We start from the raw sequence: 18,727 nt of genomic DNA, 5'->3' as shown, positions 1-18,727 counted from the left end.
CAGATGACAATCAAACAGGCCATGGTGCTCGCAGCGGGGCTTGGAACCCGCATGCGCCCGATCACCGACCACACCCCGAAGCCGCTGGTGAAGATCGGTGGCAAGCCAATGCTCGACTATGTGCTCGACCTTCTGGTCGCCTCAGGGGTGGACAGGGTCGCAATCAATATTCATCATCATCCCGATCAGATGCGAGCCTATCTCCAAGCTCGTGAGGGACTGGAGATCGTGGTATCCGACGAGACCGGAGGCCTGATGAACTCCGGCGGTGGTCTTGCCAAAGGCCTGAAGCTGCTCAGCCGCGACCCGGTTCTGGTCATGAACGCCGACCTTTTCTGGATTGGCGAAACGCCTGGGGAGCCGACAAACCTCGAGCGATTGGCGGACGTCTTCGATGCGGGCACCATGGACATGGCCTTGCTCTGCGTCCCGCTGGACAAGACCACCGGCCATGACGGCAAGAAGGATTTCTCCATGGCTGCCGATGGTTGCCTAACGCGCTACCGCGAGGGAATGCCCAATCCCGTGGTTTATGCCGGCGCCATTGCCTTGCATCCCGCACTGTTCGACGACGCGCCGGACGAAGCCTTCAACCTCAACCTCTATTTCGACCGGGCCATAGCGAGCAGCAGGCTTTACGGCCTTGTGCTCGAGGGCGAATGGCTGACGGTCGGAACGCCGGATGCGATAGAAGCTGCAGAAGAAACGATCCGTCGCATCAGCGCAAGCGAGCCATCATGAAGCAACGGCAGCGCATCCTGACGATACCGGCGGGATTGCCCTTCCTTGCAACGCTTGCAGCAGCGCTCTGCGACGGGCGGCTGACCGATCACTTTCGCCACGACCCCGCCGATCCGCTGTCCCTTGCCAAGGTAACGATCTATCTGCCGACGCGACGCGCAGCCCGCGTGCTGCGCTCTGCCTTCGTCTATCTGCTCGGCGGCCAATCGGCGATCCTCCCGGTGATCCGGCCTCTCGGCGAGACCGACGAAGATAGCGGCTATTTCGACGAGGACCTGCCAGCCACCGCCGACCTGCTGCAGCCACTCTCGAATACCGCCCGGCTGTTGGAGTTGGCCCGCTTGATCCTCGCTTGGCGCAACAAGCTGCCGCAGATCGTCCGTGACATCCACTCCGATTCACCGCTGGTGGCGCCTGCCAGCCCGGCCGATGCGATCTGGCTTGCGCGCAATCTTGCCGAACTGATCGATTCGATCGAGACGGAAGACCGCGACTGGGCTGATCTCGCGACGCTGGATGCCCAGGATCATGCTCTCTGGTGGCAATTGACAGCCGAATTTCTGCAGATCGCCAGCGCCTTCTGGCCGGCCCGCCTGGACGAACTTGGCCGGTCCTCGCCAGCCCGGCATCGCAATGCCATCCTGCGCGCCGAGGCCAAACGGCTGGCGACCGCGCAGCCCACAGGGCCGATCATCATCGCCGGTTCGACCGGTTCCGTGCCGGCCACCGCCGAGCTGATAGCCGCCGTCGCTGCCCTGCCGCAAGGCGTCATCGTATTGCCGGGTCTCGACCAGACGATGTCCGATGAGGACTGGGCCATGGTCGCGCCGATTGCTGGCATTGCCGATCGCGATCCGGCCAGCCGCAGCCATCCACAGTACGGTCTTGCGCACCTGTTGCGGCAACTGAAAACGGAGCGCGCCGAGGTCGATACCATAGAGACGGCGCCGGTCGATCTGCAGCGGCGTGCCGAAATCCTGTCCCGTGCGCTGGCGCCAGCCAAGGCTACGAGCGGCTGGGGAGATTGGCAAAAGACGCTGCCGCCCGGCGCGTTTCGCGCGGCGTTCGCCGATGTCTCGCTGATCGAGGCTGCGAACGAGCGCGAAGAGGCGACGGCCATCGCGATTGCCCTGCGGCTGGCGCTGGAAAAGCCTGGCCGTAACGGCAATGAAAGCCAAGCGGCGCTGATTACGCCCGACCGGAACCTGGCGCGTCGAGTGACGGCTGAACTTGCCCGCTTCGGCATCGTCGCCGATGATTCGGCAGGCACGCCGCTGTCCTCCACACCGCAAGGCAGCCTGTTGACGCTGCTGCTCGAGGCAACGCTCAGGCCCGGCGACCCCGTTGCCATCGTCAGCCTGCTCAAACACCCCCTTACGAGCTTCGGGCTGGAACGATCCGTGCTGGATCATGCCGTCGACGCGCTGGAGTTGCTGGCCCTGCGCGGAGGCGTCGGCGAGGTCGACATCAATACGCTGGAGCCTCTTCTGGAACAGCGGCTAGCGGACCAGGAGAACGATCGCCATGCGCCGAGATGGCGCGACAGCCTGCCGCCGGAAGCGGCTGACATGGCGGCCTTACTTGCCAATCGTGTGCGGCTCGCGACCGAACTGCTGGCTGGCGCCCTGGTCCGACGCCGCCCCGAGGATCGGCGGCTGACGACCAGCTTCACATTGTCAGAATGGGCCGAACGCACCGGGCGAGCTCTGGAGGCGGTGGTTGCCGACGAGAAAGGCGACCTTGCGGCGCTCTGGTCTTCCGAAGCGGGCGATGCGCTGGCGACCGTGCTGCGCGAAGTGATGGCGACCGATGGCCAGATGGAAGCCGATGGCCCGCAGTGGATCGACATCATGATGGCGCTTTCCGCCGGCCAGGCAGTCAAACCCCGGGCGCTCAGCCATCCCAGGCTGTTCATCTTCGGTACGCTGGAAGCCCGGTTGCAAAGCGTCGATACTCTCATCCTCGGCGGCCTGAACGAGGGCTCGTGGCCCGGACAGACGGCCAACAACCCCTTCGTGTCGCGGATGATGAAGACGGAGATCGGCCTGGAGCCGCCGGAGCGACGCATCGGCCAGCTGGCCCATGACTTCGAGATGGCAAACGGCACGGCGGACCTCATCTACTCTAGAGCGTTGCGGCAGGGCTCAACGCCCACAGTCGCCTCGCGTTGGCTGCAAAGGCTTATGGCGCTGGGCGGCAAGGAATTTGCAGAAGAGCTGAAGGTGCGCGGCGACTGCTTTCGCGACTGGGCAGCGCTGATCGATGCCGGCGACCGCGAGGCACCCGCTCAGCGCCCCTCGCCCAAGCCACCGGCAGCGATGCAGCCGAAAAGCTATTCGTTCAGCGAGGTCGGACGTCTGAGGCGCGATCCGTACGCGATCTATGCCCGCCGCGTCCTCCGGCTCGACCCAGTCAACCCGTTCAACAGCGACCCCGGCGCTGCCGAGCGCGGCACGCTCTATCACCGGATTGTCGATCGCTTCACCCGCGAGGGCCATCTGGCAACGGCGCCGGATGCCTTGAAGGCAATGGAGCGCATCCTGACGGAGCTGTTCGACGCCGAGCAGTTGCCGCCGCATATCGACGCCGTCTGGCGCCCGCGCTTTCGCGAGGTCGCACGGGCCTTTCTCAACTGGGAGAAGACCCGGCAGCCGCAGATCCGCCAAACATTTACCGAAGTCCGCGCCGCCGTCGATCTCGAAGCCGCCGGCATCCGGCTGACCGGCGTTGCCGACCGGATCGACCTGAAGGGCGGCAAAGCGGCCGATATCATCGACTACAAGACCGGCTTCAATCCTACGCCGCAGCAGGCCCGGGCGCTGCTCGATCCGCAGCTGGCACTCGAGGCCTACGCGCTGCAGGCCGGTGCCTTTCGCGATGTCGGGACTTTGACGCCGGAAAACCTGCTTTACGTTCGCCTACGGCCGGGCGATCGATTCAGGGAGGATCAGGTCAACAACGAGCTCGCCAAGGCCAGCGCCCGGACACAGCCGAAATCGGCGCTCGATCTCGGCCACGAATCGATCGAACAGCTCAGCCAGTTCGTTTTGCTGCTGCGATCCGGCGAAAAAGGTTTCGCCTCGCGGCTGATCCCGGCCCAGCAGCAGGAATTCGGCGGCGATTACGACCATCTGGCGCGGGTGTCGGAATGGTCGACGGCCGAAGCGGAAGAGGCTGCAGACGATGAGTGAACTGGCAGAGCTTCCGGAAGGCGACGACGCCGGCACCTGGATCGGCTGGACGACGGTCCAGCAATCGCTGGCCTCCGATCCGACCCGGTCTGCGTGGGTTTCGGCCAATGCCGGCTCCGGCAAGACGCATGTCCTCACGCAGCGGGTGATCCGGCTGCTGCTGGCCGGCGCGAGGCCTTCGGCGATCCTGTGCCTGACATACACCAAGGCAGCAGCATCTGAGATGTCGAACCGCGTCTTCGACCGGCTTGCCGAATGGGCAACACTGCCGGACGAAGCGCTGATCAAGCGCATTACCGATGTCGAGGGAGCTGTGCCGGACGTCTTCAAGCTGGCAGAGGCGCGGCGACTTTTTGCAAAGGCCTTGGAAACGCCGGGCGGGCTTAAGATCCAGACCATCCATGCCTTCTGCGAGGCGCTGCTGCACCAGTTTCCGCTCGAAGCCAATGTCGCCGGTCATTTTTCAGTGCTCGACGACCGCGCTGCGACGACGCTGCTGGCGGACGCCCGACGCTCCCTGCTAACCGCAACGACGCCTGAAGACGATGCTGCTCTGGCGGAGGCCTTTGCCCATGTGCTCGATCTCGGGGACGAATCCGGTCTCGAGACGCTGCTGGGCGAGATCATCGCCCACCGTAACGCCATCCGTCGCTTCGCGCTCGATGCGGAACAGCGCGGCGGCCTCGATAAGGTGATGCGCCAGCGGCTGGGGCTGTCGGCGACCGAGACGGAAGCCGACATCGCACAGCAATTCTGGCCGCTGCGGGGACTGTCAGGTGCGATGCTGGACCGCTATCTTGAGCTCGCGGACAGCAAGGGTGGCAGCAAGGCCCAGGAGATCGCCTACGGCCTGAGGCTGGTCATGCGCGCGCTAGATCCCAACGAGCGTGTGGAAATCCTTGAAAAGGTCATGCTGACCGCCAAGGGCGAGCCAAAATCCGATGGCCAGTTCGTGGTTAAGGCAATGCTGGCCGAGGCGCCGGAGCTGACGGATGCCATCGCGACGGCGCGCGCCCATGTCGTGGACTGCCGGGACAGGCTGAAACGCATGCAGATGTACCGCGCTACACGCGCCGCCCTGACGCTTGCCGACCGGCTGAACGCCGATTATGCCGAACTCAAGAAACAGCGCAGCCAGCTCGATTTCGAGGACCTGATCACCCGAACGGCCGATCTTTTGATGCGCAGCGGTGTCGGCCCGTGGATCCACTACAAGCTCGACCAGGGCATCGACCATATTCTCGTCGACGAGGCGCAGGATACCAGCCCGATCCAGTGGAGTGTCATCCAGTCTCTGGCGGAAGATTTTTTCTCCGGCGCCAGCGCCCGGCCGACGCTGCGGACGCTGTTTGCGGTCGGAGACGAGAAGCAGTCGATCTATTCCTTCCAGGGCGCGCGACCGGAGCGTTTCTCCGAGGAGAGCGACCGTACGCGGCGTCGCGTGCTTGCCAGTGGCCAGGCGTTTTCGCCGGTGCGGCTGCCGCTGTCGTTCCGCTCGACATCTGACGTGCTATCAGCCGTCGATCACGTTTTTTCGACGCCGGACAATGCCAGGGGCCTCAGCGCCACCGATGAGGCCGTCGTCCATCGCTCCAGTCGTATCGGTCATCCGGGGGAAGTGGACCTTTGGCACATGATCGCGCCGGAGCCTGCCGCCAAGGAAGAGGATTGGACGGCGCCCTTCGATTCGACGCCTGAAAGCGCGCCGGCCGCAGTTCTCGCGCGGCGCATGGCTCATGTGATGGATACACTGGTCGGCCGCGAGAGCATTATCGACAAGGGTAAGACGCGGCTGATAGAGGCGGGTGATATCCTCGTGCTGGTGCGCAAGCGCGATGCTTTCGTCAATGCCCTCACCCGTGCGCTGAAGAAACGTGGCAACATTGCCGTCGCCGGCGCCGACCGCCTGGTGCTGACCAGCCATATCGCCATCCAGGATCTGCTGGCGCTCGGCCGCTTCCTGCTATTGCCGGAGGACGACCTGTCGCTGGCGGCGGTGCTGAAAAGCCCGCTTTTCGACCTCTCCGAGGACGACGTGTTCATGGTGGCGGCGCTGCGCGGCGATGGCACCAGCGTCTGGCAGCATCTCCAAGCCTTTGCAGCCGACGGCAACGATACCTTTGCCGATGCAGTCGAGCGACTGAAACTCTTCATGGCACTGTCGAAGACCTACTCGGTCCACGATCTCTTTGCGCGAATTCTCGGCAGCCATGGCGGTCGGCGTCAGTTCCTGGCTCGGCTTGGCAGCGAAGTCAGCGATATCCTCGACGAGTTCCTGACATTCGCGCTCGACCATGAGACATCCGGGCTGCCCGGCCTGCAATCCTTCGTCTCGACGCTGGAACTGGAAGCACCGGTCGTCAAGCGCGAACAGGACAAGGGCCGCAACGAGGTGCGGATCATGACGGTGCATGCCGCCAAGGGGCTGGAGGCGCCGATTGTCTTTCTCGTCGATGGCGGCTCGAAATCCTTCACTTCCAGCCATCTGCCGAAGCTGCGGCTGCTGGAGGGGCGCGGCGAAGAAGTGCCGATGCCGGCCTGGCTGCCGCTGAGTTCGCTCGGCAACACGCTGACCCAGGCCAATGCCAGCCGTATCCAGGGCCAGGCAGAGGAGGAATATCGCCGGCTGCTCTATGTCGGCATGACGCGGGCCGCTGACAGACTGATCGTCTGCGGCTATCGCGGCGTGCGACAGAACCCCGACATCTGGCACAGCATGATCGCGACCACCCTCGCACAACATCCCGAGCGTTGTACTGAGGCCACTTTCACCGGACCTGACGGCGATTGGACCGGCCTGCGCTGGCGCGTCGGGGGAATGGCAAAAGATCTCGAAACCGCAGTGTCGACGGAGGCACGAAGGGACAAAACGGCGCTGCCGCCTGCCCTGCTGCAACCGCTTCCGTCCCCCCGCCATCTCCCGCGTCCGCTGAGCCCGTCGGGAGCAGGCACCATCATCGATGACGAAGCCGGGAATCTGGCGGTCGCTTCCCCGCTGTTCGGCGACAAGGGTGCATCCGATCGTGCGCTGGAAAAGGGCCGACTGGTCCACCGTATGGTGCAGATGCTGCCGGATCTGCCTCCAGCCGAACGCGCTGAGGCCGCCGCGCGCTACGCCGAACGGACGACGCGCTTCTGGCCGGCAACGGAGCGCCAGGCGCTGGTCGCCTCAGTTTTGGCGCTGATGGCGCACAAGGACCTGCTGGGGGTTTTCAGTAGCCACGCACAAGCCGAAGTTTCCATTATGGGGACGCTTGCACTCGACCGTCAGACCTATGCGGTCTCCGGCCGTATCGACCGGCTGGCGGTGCTGGACGATCGCGTGGTGATCCTCGACTACAAGACCAATCGCGTGCCGCCGGCTACAGCCGAAGCCATACCCTTCGCGCACAAGGCTCAGCTGGCGATATACCGCGAGATCCTGGCGCCGCTCTATCCGGGCAAGCGCATCGATTGCGTGCTGGTCTACTCCGAGAACGCGACTGTCCACACGCTGTCGGAGGCAGCTCTCAGATCGGCGCTTGCCGAACTCATGACAAAGTGAAATACCAAAGCTTGAAATTCGGCACCGCAACATCACATGTGGTTCAACAGTTAATTCCGGTGAAGGAGCATTTTTATGGCTACCGTGAAAGTCGATAACTCGAACTTCCAAGCGGAAGTTCTAGATTCTGCAGAACCAGTCGTGGTTGATTTCTGGGCTGAATGGTGTGGCCCGTGCAAGATGATTGCTCCGAGCCTCGAAGAGATTTCCGTTGAGATGGCCGGCAAGGTCAAGGTGGCCAAGCTTAACATCGATGAAAATCCCGAACTCGCCGCCAAGTTTGGCGTCCGCTCGATCCCGACGCTCGCCCTCTTCAAGGCTGGTGAAGTTGCCGATATCAAGGTTGGTGCTGCACCGAAGTCTGCGCTGGCAAGCTGGATTTCCAACGCCGCCTGATTGCGTCGCCAGAGCGACCAGAGTTGAAAGCCCGGCATTGTCCGGGTTTTTTTATTGCGGTGGAGTTCCGTTTTCGGCCAATACCTCGCCAACCAAATAGAGCGAGCCGCCCATCAGGATGCGAGGGGGCAGGGTATCCGGGGACATAGCACGCATGATTGCGTCGAGCGCATCGCCGACCGACGACATCGGCTCGGCGACCAGTCCGGCATCATAGGCCGCATGGCTGAGAACGACGGGATCGATCATCGCATCGCTATGGGCGATCGGCACGCAGAACACTTTCTCCGCCAAACCCGCAAACGCCTTGAAGTAACCTATCGGATCCTTGGTGTTGATCATGCCTGTGATCAGGAACAGCGGTCGGGCCTGACGCTCCTCGAAGCCGGCCATCGCCTCGGCAATCACCTCGCCAGCACCCGGATTATGCCCTCCGTCCACCCAGATTTCGGCACCCTTCGGCGCGCGAGTGAAGAGCTTGCCTTCAGTCAGGCGCTGCAGTCGGCCGGGCCATTCGACCGTAGTCATCGCCTTTTCCATCATGGCGTCAGTGACGATGAAGCCGGCGGCCTTGACGGCACGGATGGCGGCAGCAGCGTTAGCGTGCTGGTGGCGTCCCGGCAGACGTGGCAGCGATAAATCGGCAAGGCCGAACTCGTCCTGGTAGACCAGCCGTCCGTATTCCTCATGGGCCGAAAAGTCCTGGCCGAATACTGCCGTCGGGCAATGCAGCCTCTCGGCCGTCGTCGTCAAGACCTCTAGCGCAGCATCATATTGCTGGTGGCCGATGACGACCGGAAGCCCGCGCTTCATGATCCCCGCCTTCTCAGCGGCAATCAACTCGACGCGGTCGCCGAGATAAGGCTGATGATCCAGCGAGATCGGCATGATGACGGACACGGCGGGGTCGGAGATAACGTTGGTCGCATCGAAGCGGCCTCCGAGACCGACCTCGATGATCGCCGCATCGGCGGGCTGTTCCGAGAACAGCAGGAAGGTGACTGCGGTCAGGATTTCAAAGACGGTGATCTTCTGGCCGGCATTGGCATCAGCGACGCGGCGCAGTGCATCGGCAAAGACGGCGTCGTCGACGAGCTGTCCTCGACCGCCCTTGACGCCGATGCGATAGCGTTCATGCCAGTTTACCAGATGCGGTGACGTATGGACATGAACGCTTTTGCCGCCCGCTTCGAGCAGCGCCCGGCAGAACGCTGTAACGGAGCCCTTGCCGTTGGTGCCGGCGACATGGATCACCGGCGGCAGTTTGGTCTGCGGGTTGCCGAGAAGCTCAAGCAGCCGCGTGATGCGGTCGAGCGAAAGGTCGAAGCCCTTGGGGTGCAGGCCCAGGAGCTCGTCGATCACCTGTTCGGCCTGGCTCTTGGTGGAGTGATCTATGGAGCCCATTCCGCACCTCCGCTTTTCGGTCTTCGTCGACTCAGGCGCCGACAGCCATCGGCAGCACGATCTCGCTCGGTTCAAGCGAGGCGGTCGCCGGCTGCTTGGTCAGGATCTTCAACAGTCGTGCCAGCATATCCGGGATATCATGACGCTTAATGACCATGTCGACCATGCCGTGTTCGAGCAGATATTCCGACGTCTGAAAGCCTTCCGGCAGCTTTTCGCGGATCGTCTGTTCGATGACGCGCTTGCCGGCGAAGCAGATTTCGGCACCGGGTTCGGCCAGGTGAATGTCTCCCAGCATCGCATAAGAGGCAGTGACGCCGCCGGTCGTCGGATTGGTCAATACGACGATATAGGGCTGGCCTGCTTCCTTGAGGAGGTCGACTGCGACCGTCGTGCGCGGCAGCTGCATCAGCGATAGGATGCCTTCCTGCATGCGGGCACCACCCGAAGCCGGGAACATCACCAGCGGGCATTTCTCGGCAATAGCGCGCTCGAATGCCTTGACGATCGCCTCGCCGGCAGCGAGACCGAGCGATCCGCCCATGAAGTTGAACTCGTGCACGACGGCAACGATCTTCAGTTCCTGCAGCTTGCCGACCCCGGCGAGAATCGTGTCTTCCTGCTCGGTCTTGACGCGGCTGTCTTTCAGACGGTCGCTGTATTTCTTCGAATCACGGAACTTCAGCGGATCCTGGGCGACCTTCGGCTGCACCAGGGCCTCGTACTCGCCATTGTCGAACAGATCGATCAGGCGGGCCTTTGCCGGCATCTTCATGTGGAAGCCGGAAGCAGGAATGACCCACTTGTTGTCTTCCAGATCCTTGTGGAAGACCATTTCTCCGGTTTCCGGGCATTTGATCCAGAGATTTTCGGCGATATCATCGCGACGGCCCAGCATGGAATTGATCCGCGGGCGAACGTAATTCGTGATCCAGTTCAAATCGAGATCTCCTGAATGACTGAATTGACCAAGGCCAATGTGGGGGAACTATTCGGCGGCAACAAGGCGCGCCGAGCGGGTTCCGGTTGAAAGACCACGAACAAGGGTTGCCACCGCCTGCACGGTATCGGCAGTCGCCTTGCCATCCGCGGTCAGCGAATTCGCAACCTGATTGACGATCGCAGTGCCGACGACGACGCCATCGGCAGCCGCACCGATGACCCGCGCATGCTCGGCCGTCTTGACGCCGAAGCCGACGCAAACAGGCAGGTCGGTATGGCTCTTGATACGGCGGACGGCAGCCGAGACAAGTGACGGATCGGCCATAGCCGAGCCGGTGATGCCGTTCATGGATACGTAGTAGACGAAGCCCGAAGTATTGCGAAGCACCATCGGCAGGCGCTTGTCGTCCGTCGTCGGTGTTGCCAGACGGATGAAATTAACGCCCTTGCGGATAGCCGGGATGCAGAGCTCGTCATCCATTTCCGGCGGTAGGTCGACGACGATCAGGCCGTCGATGCCGGATGCCAGCGCGTCATCGAGAAATTTCTCGACGCCGTAAATATAGATCGGGTTGTAGTAGCCCATCAGTACGATCGGCGTAGCGTCATCGGATTTACGGAAATCGGCGGCAAGCTGCAGCGTCTTCTTCAGCGTCTGGCCTGCCTTCAGCGCCCGCTGACCGGCCATCTGGATTGCCGGACCATCGGCCATCGGGTCCGAGAAAGGCATGCCGAGCTCGATGATGTCGGAGCCTGCTTCCGGCAGCGCCCTCATGATGCCGAGCGACGTTTCGTAATCTGGGTCGCCAGCCATGAAATAGGTAACCAGCGCCGGGCGACCCTCGGTCTTCAGGTCGGCGAAGCGTTTGTCCATCCGTGCGGTCATGTCAGAGCTCCACGCCGAGAATTTTGCCAACGGTGAAGATATCCTTGTCGCCTCGGCCACAGAGGTTCATCACGATGATCTGGTCCTTATCCATCTTCGGCGCACGCTTGATGACTTCGGCCAGCGCATGGGCAGGCTCGAGTGCCGGGATGATACCTTCGAGGCGAGTCAGCATCTGGAAGGCTGCCAGAGCCTCGGTGTCCATGATCGGCACGTATTCGACGCGGCCCATATCCTTCAGCCATGAATGCTCCGGGCCGATGCCGGGATAGTCAAGGCCGGCGGAGATCGAGTGGCCTTCCTTTATTTGCCCGTCCCTGTCCTGCAGCAGGTAGGTGCGGTTGCCATGCAGCACGCCCGGGGAACCGACCGTCAACGACGCACAGTGCTCCTCGCCCTCCAGGCCCTTGCCGCCGGCTTCGACGCCGACGATCTGGACGCTCTTGTCATCGAGGAACGGATGGAACAGGCCGATCGCATTGGAGCCACCGCCGACTGCTGCCACCAGCATGTCCGGCAGGCGGCCTTCTGCGGCCATCATCTGTTCCTTGGCTTCGCGGCCCATCACAGACTGGAAATCGCGAACCATTTCCGGATAGGGGTGCGGTCCGGCCGCAGTTCCAATCATATAGTAGGTGTCGTCGACGTTGGTGACCCAGTCGCGCAGCGCCTCGTTCATGGCATCTTTCAGGGTACCGTGGCCGGATGTGACGGGAACGACCTCGGCACCGAGCAGCTTCATACGGAACACGTTCGGCGCCTGGCGCTCGACATCGGTTGCGCCCATGTAGACAACGCAGGGCAACCCGAAGCGAGCAGCAACGGTAGCCGAAGCCACGCCATGCTGGCCGGCGCCGGTTTCTGCGATGATGCGGGTCTTGCCCATGCGCTTGGCGAGCAGGATCTGCCCGATGCAATTGTTGATCTTGTGCGATCCGGTGTGGTTGAGTTCGTCGCGCTTGAAATAGATCTTCGCGCCGCCAAGCTCGGCTGTGAGCCGCTCGGCGAAATACAACGGGCTTGGGCGACCGATATAGTGGGTGTTGAGATAATCGAGCTCGGCCTTGAAGGTCGGATCGGTCTTGGCATTTTCCCACTCGGCCTGCAGGGCGAGGATCAGCGGCATCAGCGTCTCTGCGACGAATCGTCCACCGAAGATACCGAAGCGGCCATCTTCGTCTGGCCCGGCGCGGAAGGAATTTACGTTTGGCGTCTCGTTCACTGTCAACTCCCTGAGGCTGTTGCCGGCATGCGAGCCGAGGCAACCGCGTCGAAAAATTCGTCGATCATGGTCAGATCCTTGACGCCCGGCGCACTTTCCACACCGGACGATATATCGATACCCGAGGCCTTGGTGGAGGCGAGCGCAAGGGCGACGTTGTCTTTGTTGAGGCCTCCCGAAAGCATGTAGTCGACGCGGCCGTCAAGCCACGCCATCAGGCTCCAGTCGAAAGCAACGCCGTTTCCGCCGGGCAGTTCCGAACCTTTGGGTGCCTTGGCATCGAACAGGAAGCGATCTGCGATGCCGATGTAGGCCTCCACACGCCTGAGGTCCTCGGCATCCCGCACGGAAAAGGCCTTCATGACAAGCACGTCGTAGAGGGCCTTGATGGTCAGAACCCGCTCCGGACTTTCATGGCCATGCAATTGCAGCACGTCGGGCCGAACCAGGTTCATAATCTCATCGAGATCGTCATTGTCCGGATCGACCACCACGGCGACGATGAGGGCCTTGCCACGAACGCGGTCAGCAAGCACGCCTGCAAGATCGGGATCGATGTAGCGCGGGCTTTTTTCAAAGAAGATGAAACCGATGTGTGTGGCGCCGCGCGCGACAGCGCGATCGACCGTCTCGGCCGTCTTCAATCCGCAAATCTTGATATCGGGTTTCATGGCAGGCAAGTGACACGAAATGGCAAAAGAGTCGAGCCCATTCGCGACAGTTGCTGGATTTCAGAGCCTGCCGCGCTAGCCGAAATCGATGGCATGAAGGTGGGTGCCATGCCGCTTCAGCCAGGCTTTTGCTTCTTCCATGTGTGGGCAAAGCTTTTTGCACAGCGCCCAGAAGCGGGGGCCGTGGTTCATTTCCTTCAGGTGCGCCACCTCGTGGGCAGCCAGATAGTCGATAACTTCGGGCGGTGCCATCAGTATCCGCCAAGAAAAGCTGAGATTGCCCTGCGACGAACAGGAGCCCCAGCGGCTGCGCGTATCCTTCATGGTGATCGAAGCAACCTCCGCGCGGATGGTGCTGGCGTGCAGTTTCACCAGGCGCTCCAGATCGGCGCGCGCTTCCTTCTTCAGGAAGGCTGCAATGCGCCGCCCGGCATGCTCCGGCATTCCGCTGACACGCAGGATGCGCTCGCCGTCCAGTTCGAGGATTTCGGTGATGCCACGCAGGCTGCCTGAATGCTCAACCTGGTGGGGCACTCCACGGATCAGGATCTCGCTGCCATCGCGCAGCTTCGCATCAGGCTCGAACTTCGACAACTTGGTGATGAGCCAGCCCTGGTGGCGGTCGAGAAAGGCATTGATCTCTCGCGACGGCACGCCGTGCGGCACGGTCATCTTCAGGGCCCGGCCGCCGGGTTCTATGCGCAGGGTAATACGGGTGGCGCGCTCGTGCTTGCGGATCGTCAGCGGCATCTGACGTCCGGCGAGATCGAGCGTCCTCACCTCCGGAACAGGCGGCGTCCGGGCAGTCTTGCGGACTTTTGAAAGAAGCGGAAACATCGATCCGGTTTATATGATTCGCTGCAGTGTCTTGCAAAGAAAAACCGGCATCTCGCGATGCCGGCTGTCGAATGCGTCAGGAGGTTCTGAACTCCTGCCCGGAGCCCTGATCCGTGCGTCGCGCCGCTGTGCGGTCACGCATGAAACGGTCGAACTCTTCCTGGTCCTTGGCGCGGCGCAATTCCCGCACGTAGTTGTCGAAGTCGGCGCGGGTCTCGTCGAGCCTGCGGCGCTCCTGATCCAGGCGGTCGAGTTCTGCCTGGCGCCAGTCGTCAAAAGCGACGTTCTCGCTGTTGAACTGCTGACGGTAACGACGGCCGTTGCGGCGGAAACCGCTGAACATGCCATCGGCTGCCTGGTTGACGTCCCGTTTGAAGCCTCTCAGGCGATCGCCGAAGAGGATGTATGCGAGCATAGCAAGACCAAGCGGCCAGAAAACCACGAAGCCCAGAACCATGAGCGCGATGGTCGCCGGGGTCCACTCCGGCCGAATCAATGCTGACTGATTCATCGTGAGATACCTCGTAAGGCGGCCGGCTGAATGCCGGAGCCGCTCAAATCGATGTGGGAATAACGGGCTCCGGCTTCAATAAGGAAGTGCTTTAAAATCGCAAATACTCTTCATTCCGGATCGAAAATCCCGTTTTTCGCGCCTAGGCCGTTCTTGAGCCCTTGGCCTTCCGCTTCGGGACATCGGCAGTTCTCGAGTGGGCCCTGGCAAAAGCCAGGATGCGCGGCGCTATTTCGCGGCGGAAGCGAGAGCCATTGAAGACACCGTAGTGACCGACATCTGGCTGCAAATAATGCATCCGCATTGCGTCGGGGATGTTGCTGCAGATCGTCTGCGCCGCCTTGGTCTGGCCGACGCCGGAGATATCGTCGTTTTCGCCTTCCACCGTCAGGAGCGCCACCTTGCGGATCGCAGATGGATCGACGCGGTGACCACGATGGTGCAACTCGCCCTTCGGCAAGGCGTGTTTCATGAACACCTGCTCGACCGTCTGCAGGTAGAACTGCGAGGTCAAGTCCATGACCGCCAGATACTCGTCATAAAACTCGCGATGCTTTTCGGGCTCCCCGTCGTTCTTGACGAGGTGCATGAAGAAATCCTTCTGGGCAATGACGTGCCGGTCGAGGTTCATCGACATGAAGCCAGAAAGCTGCAGGAAGCCCGGATACACCGACCGCCCAAAACCCGGCAGCGGCCACGGAACGTTCATCACCACATTATCGGCAAACCACTCGATGGGCTTGTCCATGGCGAGCTTGTTGACACCGGTCGGATTGATGCGCGTATCGATCGGGCCGCCCATCAGCGTCATGGACGCGGGCGACAGCGGATCGCCAGCCTCTTCCATAAGGGCGGCTGCAGCGAGCACCGGCACGGATGGCTGACAGACGGCCACCACATGGGTATCCTGCCCGAGGTGATGCAGCATGGCGACGATATAGTCGATGTAGTCGTCGAGATCGAAGTCGCCCTCTTCGACGGGTATCATCCGGGCATCGGTCCAGTCGGTGATATAGACATCGGCGCCGGGCAACAGCGCCTCCACCGTACCGCGCAGCAACGTCGCGTAATGGCCGGACATCGGCGCCACGATCAGGATCCGCGGATCGGACGGACGGGGGACTGGCAGGTCCCTTTCGAAATGGAGCAAACGACAGAACGGCTTCTGCCAGACGACAGCCTCGGTGACGACCACGGGCTTGTCGTCGATGACTGTCTGCACCAGCCCGAACTCGGGCTTTCCGTAACGCCGCGTGCTGCGCTCGAAGACCTCGAGACTGGCAGATATCGTCCTGCCGAACGCGGTTTCGGCCATGGGATTGAGCGGATTATCGTAAGCCTGGCGCATCATGCCAGCAGCAGCCCGGAATGGCGCCATGACCGCATGGTTCAGTTCGTAGAGATGATAGTACATGACCGACATTACCTTTTCGACTGCGGCCGAAAGAATGGCTGGTCCTTCGTGCGGATCAGCGGCAGTATTACCGAGGTCCCTATCACATTCTGCCAAAGTTAGACACAGTGGAGGGCCTATAAATTAAAATGCCGGAGAATTGATCTCCGGCATGGTGTCGTTTGTGGTCGTTGAACTTAAGCGTCGGCGGCGAACGTCTGGCGTTGGTCCCCGAGACCTTCGATGCCGAGTTCGACCACGTCGCCGGCCTTCAGGTAAGTGGGCGGCTTCATGCCCATTCCGACGCCCGGGGGCGTACCGGTCGAGATGACGTCGCCCGGCTGCAGCGACATGAACTGGCTGAGGTAGGAAACCAGGTGCGCGACGCCGTAGACCATCGTCTTGGTGGATCCATCCTGCATGGTTTTGCCGTTGACCTTCAGCCACATGCCGAGATTCTGCGGATCCGCAACTTCATCCTTCGTGACCAGCCAGGGGCCGATCGGGCCGAATGTGTCGCAGGACTTTCCCTTAGTCCACTGGCCGGAGCGCTCCGTCTGGAAAGCGCGCTCGGAGACGTCATGCGAAACGCAGTAGCCGGCGACATAATCGAGTGCGTCGGCTTCGCTGACATACTTAGCCGTCTTGCCGATGACGACGCCGAGTTCGACTTCCCAGTCGGTTTTTTCAGAGCCGCGCGGAATGAGAACCGTGTCATTCGGACCAGCGATGGCGGAAGTGGCCTTCATGAATATGATCGGTTCAGGCGGCACAGTAGCGCCGGTCTCTGCGGCGTGGTCCGAAAAATTGAGGCCGATACAGATGAACTTGCCCGTACCCGCGACGCAAGCGCCGATACGGCCTGCCGCCAGTTCCGGTAAGGTGTCGGGATCGATCTGGGCAAGCTTTGCCAGGCTATCCGGATGGATCGCCTCTCCGCCGATATCGGCAACATGCGCCGACAGATCGCGGATCTTGCCTTCCTTGTCCAGGAGGGCCGGCTTTTCCTTGCCGGGCTCGCCGACTCGCATCAGTTTCATCGTATTTTCCTTCCTGCCATGTCTTCAGAAGTGTGTTTCGCCATATATGAACGAAACATTCACCTGTGTCACCCGTGGATTGCGTGCCAAACTTTACGCCGACAGCCCGTGAAGGCAACCGGCAAAGCGACGCGATGGGAAAGGATATACCACTTGCCTGAGTGTAATATCCGATGGCTTGGCGATCAGAACAGCTCTTCGAGCGCGGGGCCAACCGGAACGATGCCGGATGGATTGAGCGTCTCTATCGAGTAATATCCGCGCTTGATGTGGTCGAAACTTACCGTCTCCGCGATGCCAGGCCAATCGAGCATGCTCCGGCAGAAAGCGCTGAGATTTGAGTAATCGGAGAGACGCCTGAGATTGCATTTGAAAATGCCGTGATAGGCGACATCGAAGCGCACCAGCGTCACGAACAGACGGATATCTGCTTCAGTCGGGTGATCGGCAAAGAGGAAGCGCTTGCCTTCGAACTGGAGTTCGGCCCAATCCAGACAGTCGAAGACATCCCGGAAACCTTCCTCGTAGGCGAGCTGCGTCGTCGCAAAGCCGGTCCGATAGACGCCGTTGTTGAGCGACGGGTAGATCCGCGCGTTGAAGGCGTCGATCTCTTCGCGCCGGTCATTCGGATAGAGATCGGTCGAGAGGGTTGCCAGATCGCCAAAGCCGTCATTCATCATCCTCAGGATGTCGGACGATTCATTGTTGACGATGGTGTTCGTCCGGGTATCCCAGAGGACGGGAACTGTCGCCCTTCCGGTAAAATGCGGATCAGCCATCGTATAGAGTTCGTGGATATAGCGGGCACCGTTGACGCTGTCCTCGGTCGCGCCGGGATAGTCGCCGAATTGCCAGCCCTGCTTTGTGAGGGCAGGTTCGACGATGGAGATATCGATAGCAGCTTCCAGGCCCTTCATCGCCCGGCCAATCAGCGTCCGCGATGCCCAAGGGCAGATCAGCGCAACATAAAGGTGATAGCGGCCCGGTTCGGCAGCAAACCCACCGGTACCGGTCGGGCCGGCGCTGCCATCCGGCGTCACCCAGTTTCGAAAGCTGGACGTCTGGCGGACAAAGCCACCCTTTTCGTCCTTTGCCTGCACCGGCTGCCAATCTTCCGTCCACTTTCCGTCGACCAGCATGTTCTTCTCCTTCGCGCGCGGGAATTACTGTTCTACCCGGCCCCTGCGAAGGCCACATCACACATTGTTGAAACAGACCGTCACCCTTGCGCCATCGCCAGAAGCGCCGGCGATCTGGACTATGGCGGGCGGCACGCTATACATCGTCGGGCACTCCATCCAAACACAAGCGCTGCTCCCAGCGCAGACCGTTTCAGAGAGAAAAACCATGACAAGCAGCAACAGCCGCGAATCCAACCATCCGATCGACGCCCTTTTCCTGGATCGCTGGTCGCCCCGTGCATTCAACAACGAGACCATGCCGGAAGCAGATCTGCTGACGATCCTCGAAGCCGGCCACTGGGCAGCCTCCTCCTACAACCACCAGCCCTGGCGTTTCGTCTACGCGCTGCGCGGCTCCGAGCAGTGGGACACGTTCCTCAGCCTGCTGATCGACTTCAACCAGAGCTGGGTTAAGTCTGCATCCGCGCTGTTGTTCATCGTTTCCCGCACGCATTCCGGCGAACTCGGTGCCGACGACCAGAAGCCGATCTACAGCCACTCCTTCGACGCCGGCACCGCATCGGGCTACATTGCCCTGCAGGCCCATCTCTCCGGCTATGAAGCGCACGGCATGACCGGCGTTCACTTCGACAAGGTGCCGGGCGTACTCGGCATTCCGGACGGCTTCCGCGTCGAATGCGCCGTCGCCATCGGCAAGATCGGCGACAAGAACCAGCTGCCGGAAGGCCTGCGCGAACGCGAAGTCCCGAGCCCGCGCAAGCCATTGGCCGAGGTCGCCTTCAACGGCAAGTTCATCGCCAAGTAATC

15 protein-coding genes are annotated in these 18,727 nt (G+C 61.6%); 5 read left to right on the top strand and 10 right to left on the bottom strand.

The genetic code is table 11. The features are described 5' to 3' along the window. The first annotated feature begins 3 nt into the window (after window positions 1–3). The 4 genes from EQW76_RS24525 to trxA all read left to right on the top strand — a co-directional run bounded on the left by EQW76_RS24525 (window position 4) and on the right by trxA (window position 7,872). A complete protein-coding gene (locus tag EQW76_RS24525; RefSeq protein ID WP_142828673.1) occupies window positions 4–741 on the top strand; it encodes a nucleotidyltransferase family protein in 738 nt (245 codons plus the stop codon). Then, window positions 738–3,932, top strand: a complete 3,195-nt coding sequence (gene addB / locus EQW76_RS24520; RefSeq protein WP_142828675.1) for a double-strand break repair protein AddB — start codon at window positions 738–740, stop codon at window positions 3,930–3,932. Before EQW76_RS24525 ends, addB begins: the two co-directional genes overlap by 4 nt. Further along, a complete protein-coding gene (gene addA / locus EQW76_RS24515; protein WP_142828677.1) occupies window positions 3,925–7,476 on the top strand; it encodes a double-strand break repair helicase AddA in 3,552 nt (1,183 codons plus the stop codon). The genes addB and addA overlap by 8 nt, the downstream gene beginning before the upstream one ends. Before the next feature lie 75 nt (window positions 7,477–7,551). Further along, a complete protein-coding gene (trxA, locus tag EQW76_RS24510) occupies window positions 7,552–7,872 on the top strand; it encodes a thioredoxin (RefSeq protein ID WP_111222142.1) in 321 nt (106 codons plus the stop codon). A 51-nt stretch (window positions 7,873–7,923) separates the two neighbouring features. On the opposite strand, the gene EQW76_RS24505 is transcribed toward trxA, so the two are convergent. The 10 genes from EQW76_RS24505 to EQW76_RS24460 all read right to left on the bottom strand — a co-directional run bounded on the left by EQW76_RS24505 (window position 7,924) and on the right by EQW76_RS24460 (window position 17,917). Continuing rightward, window positions 7,924–9,276, bottom strand: coding sequence for a folylpolyglutamate synthase/dihydrofolate synthase family protein (locus EQW76_RS24505; protein WP_142828679.1), 1,353 nt, complete (start codon window positions 9,274–9,276; stop codon window positions 7,924–7,926). Between the two features lie 31 nt (window positions 9,277–9,307). Then, the gene (gene accD / locus EQW76_RS24500; RefSeq protein ID WP_143123324.1) at window positions 9,308–10,216 is read right to left on the bottom strand and encodes an acetyl-CoA carboxylase, carboxyltransferase subunit beta; all 909 of its coding nucleotides are present in this window, start codon (window positions 10,214–10,216) and stop codon (window positions 9,308–9,310) included. A gap of 48 nt (window positions 10,217–10,264) precedes the next feature. Further along, window positions 10,265–11,104 carry a tryptophan synthase subunit alpha gene (trpA, locus tag EQW76_RS24495; RefSeq protein WP_142828683.1) on the bottom strand — a complete coding sequence of 280 codons (840 nt, stop codon included), beginning with the start codon at window positions 11,102–11,104 and terminating at the stop codon, window positions 10,265–10,267. 1 nt (window position 11,105) lies between these two features. Next, on the bottom strand, window positions 11,106–12,326 hold the full coding sequence (trpB, locus tag EQW76_RS24490) for a tryptophan synthase subunit beta (protein WP_142828685.1): 1,221 nt from the start codon (window positions 12,324–12,326) through the stop codon (window positions 11,106–11,108). A 2-nt stretch (window positions 12,327–12,328) separates the two neighbouring features. Continuing rightward, window positions 12,329–12,997 carry a phosphoribosylanthranilate isomerase gene (locus EQW76_RS24485; RefSeq protein WP_143123323.1) on the bottom strand — a complete coding sequence of 223 codons (669 nt, stop codon included), beginning with the start codon at window positions 12,995–12,997 and terminating at the stop codon, window positions 12,329–12,331. 75 nt (window positions 12,998–13,072) lie between these two features. Further along, window positions 13,073–13,834 carry a SprT family zinc-dependent metalloprotease gene (locus EQW76_RS24480; protein WP_142828689.1) on the bottom strand — a complete coding sequence of 254 codons (762 nt, stop codon included), beginning with the start codon at window positions 13,832–13,834 and terminating at the stop codon, window positions 13,073–13,075. A 76-nt stretch (window positions 13,835–13,910) separates the two neighbouring features. Further along, on the bottom strand, window positions 13,911–14,345 hold the full coding sequence (locus tag EQW76_RS24475; protein ID WP_142828691.1) for a DUF2852 domain-containing protein: 435 nt from the start codon (window positions 14,343–14,345) through the stop codon (window positions 13,911–13,913). A 142-nt stretch (window positions 14,346–14,487) separates the two neighbouring features. Then, window positions 14,488–15,759, bottom strand: coding sequence for a polyhydroxyalkanoate depolymerase (gene phaZ / locus EQW76_RS24470; RefSeq protein ID WP_142828814.1), 1,272 nt, complete (start codon window positions 15,757–15,759; stop codon window positions 14,488–14,490). Between the two features lie 176 nt (window positions 15,760–15,935). Continuing rightward, a complete protein-coding gene (locus EQW76_RS24465) occupies window positions 15,936–16,778 on the bottom strand; it encodes a fumarylacetoacetate hydrolase family protein (protein WP_142828693.1) in 843 nt (280 codons plus the stop codon). A gap of 185 nt (window positions 16,779–16,963) precedes the next feature. Continuing rightward, on the bottom strand, window positions 16,964–17,917 hold the full coding sequence (locus tag EQW76_RS24460) for a glutathione S-transferase family protein (RefSeq protein ID WP_142828695.1): 954 nt from the start codon (window positions 17,915–17,917) through the stop codon (window positions 16,964–16,966). A gap of 208 nt (window positions 17,918–18,125) precedes the next feature. Between EQW76_RS24460 and EQW76_RS24455 the strand changes: the two genes are divergently transcribed. Then, window positions 18,126–18,725, top strand: coding sequence for a nitroreductase family protein (locus tag EQW76_RS24455; protein WP_142828697.1), 600 nt, complete (start codon window positions 18,126–18,128; stop codon window positions 18,723–18,725). Window positions 18,726–18,727 lie beyond the last annotated feature (2 nt).

It is taken from the genome of Rhizobium sp. rho-13.1 (genome assembly GCF_007000305.1).
GTDB lineage: Bacteria > Pseudomonadota > Alphaproteobacteria > Rhizobiales > Rhizobiaceae > Rhizobium > Rhizobium rhododendri.
This window is presented reverse-complemented; position numbering and strand designations above follow the sequence as displayed.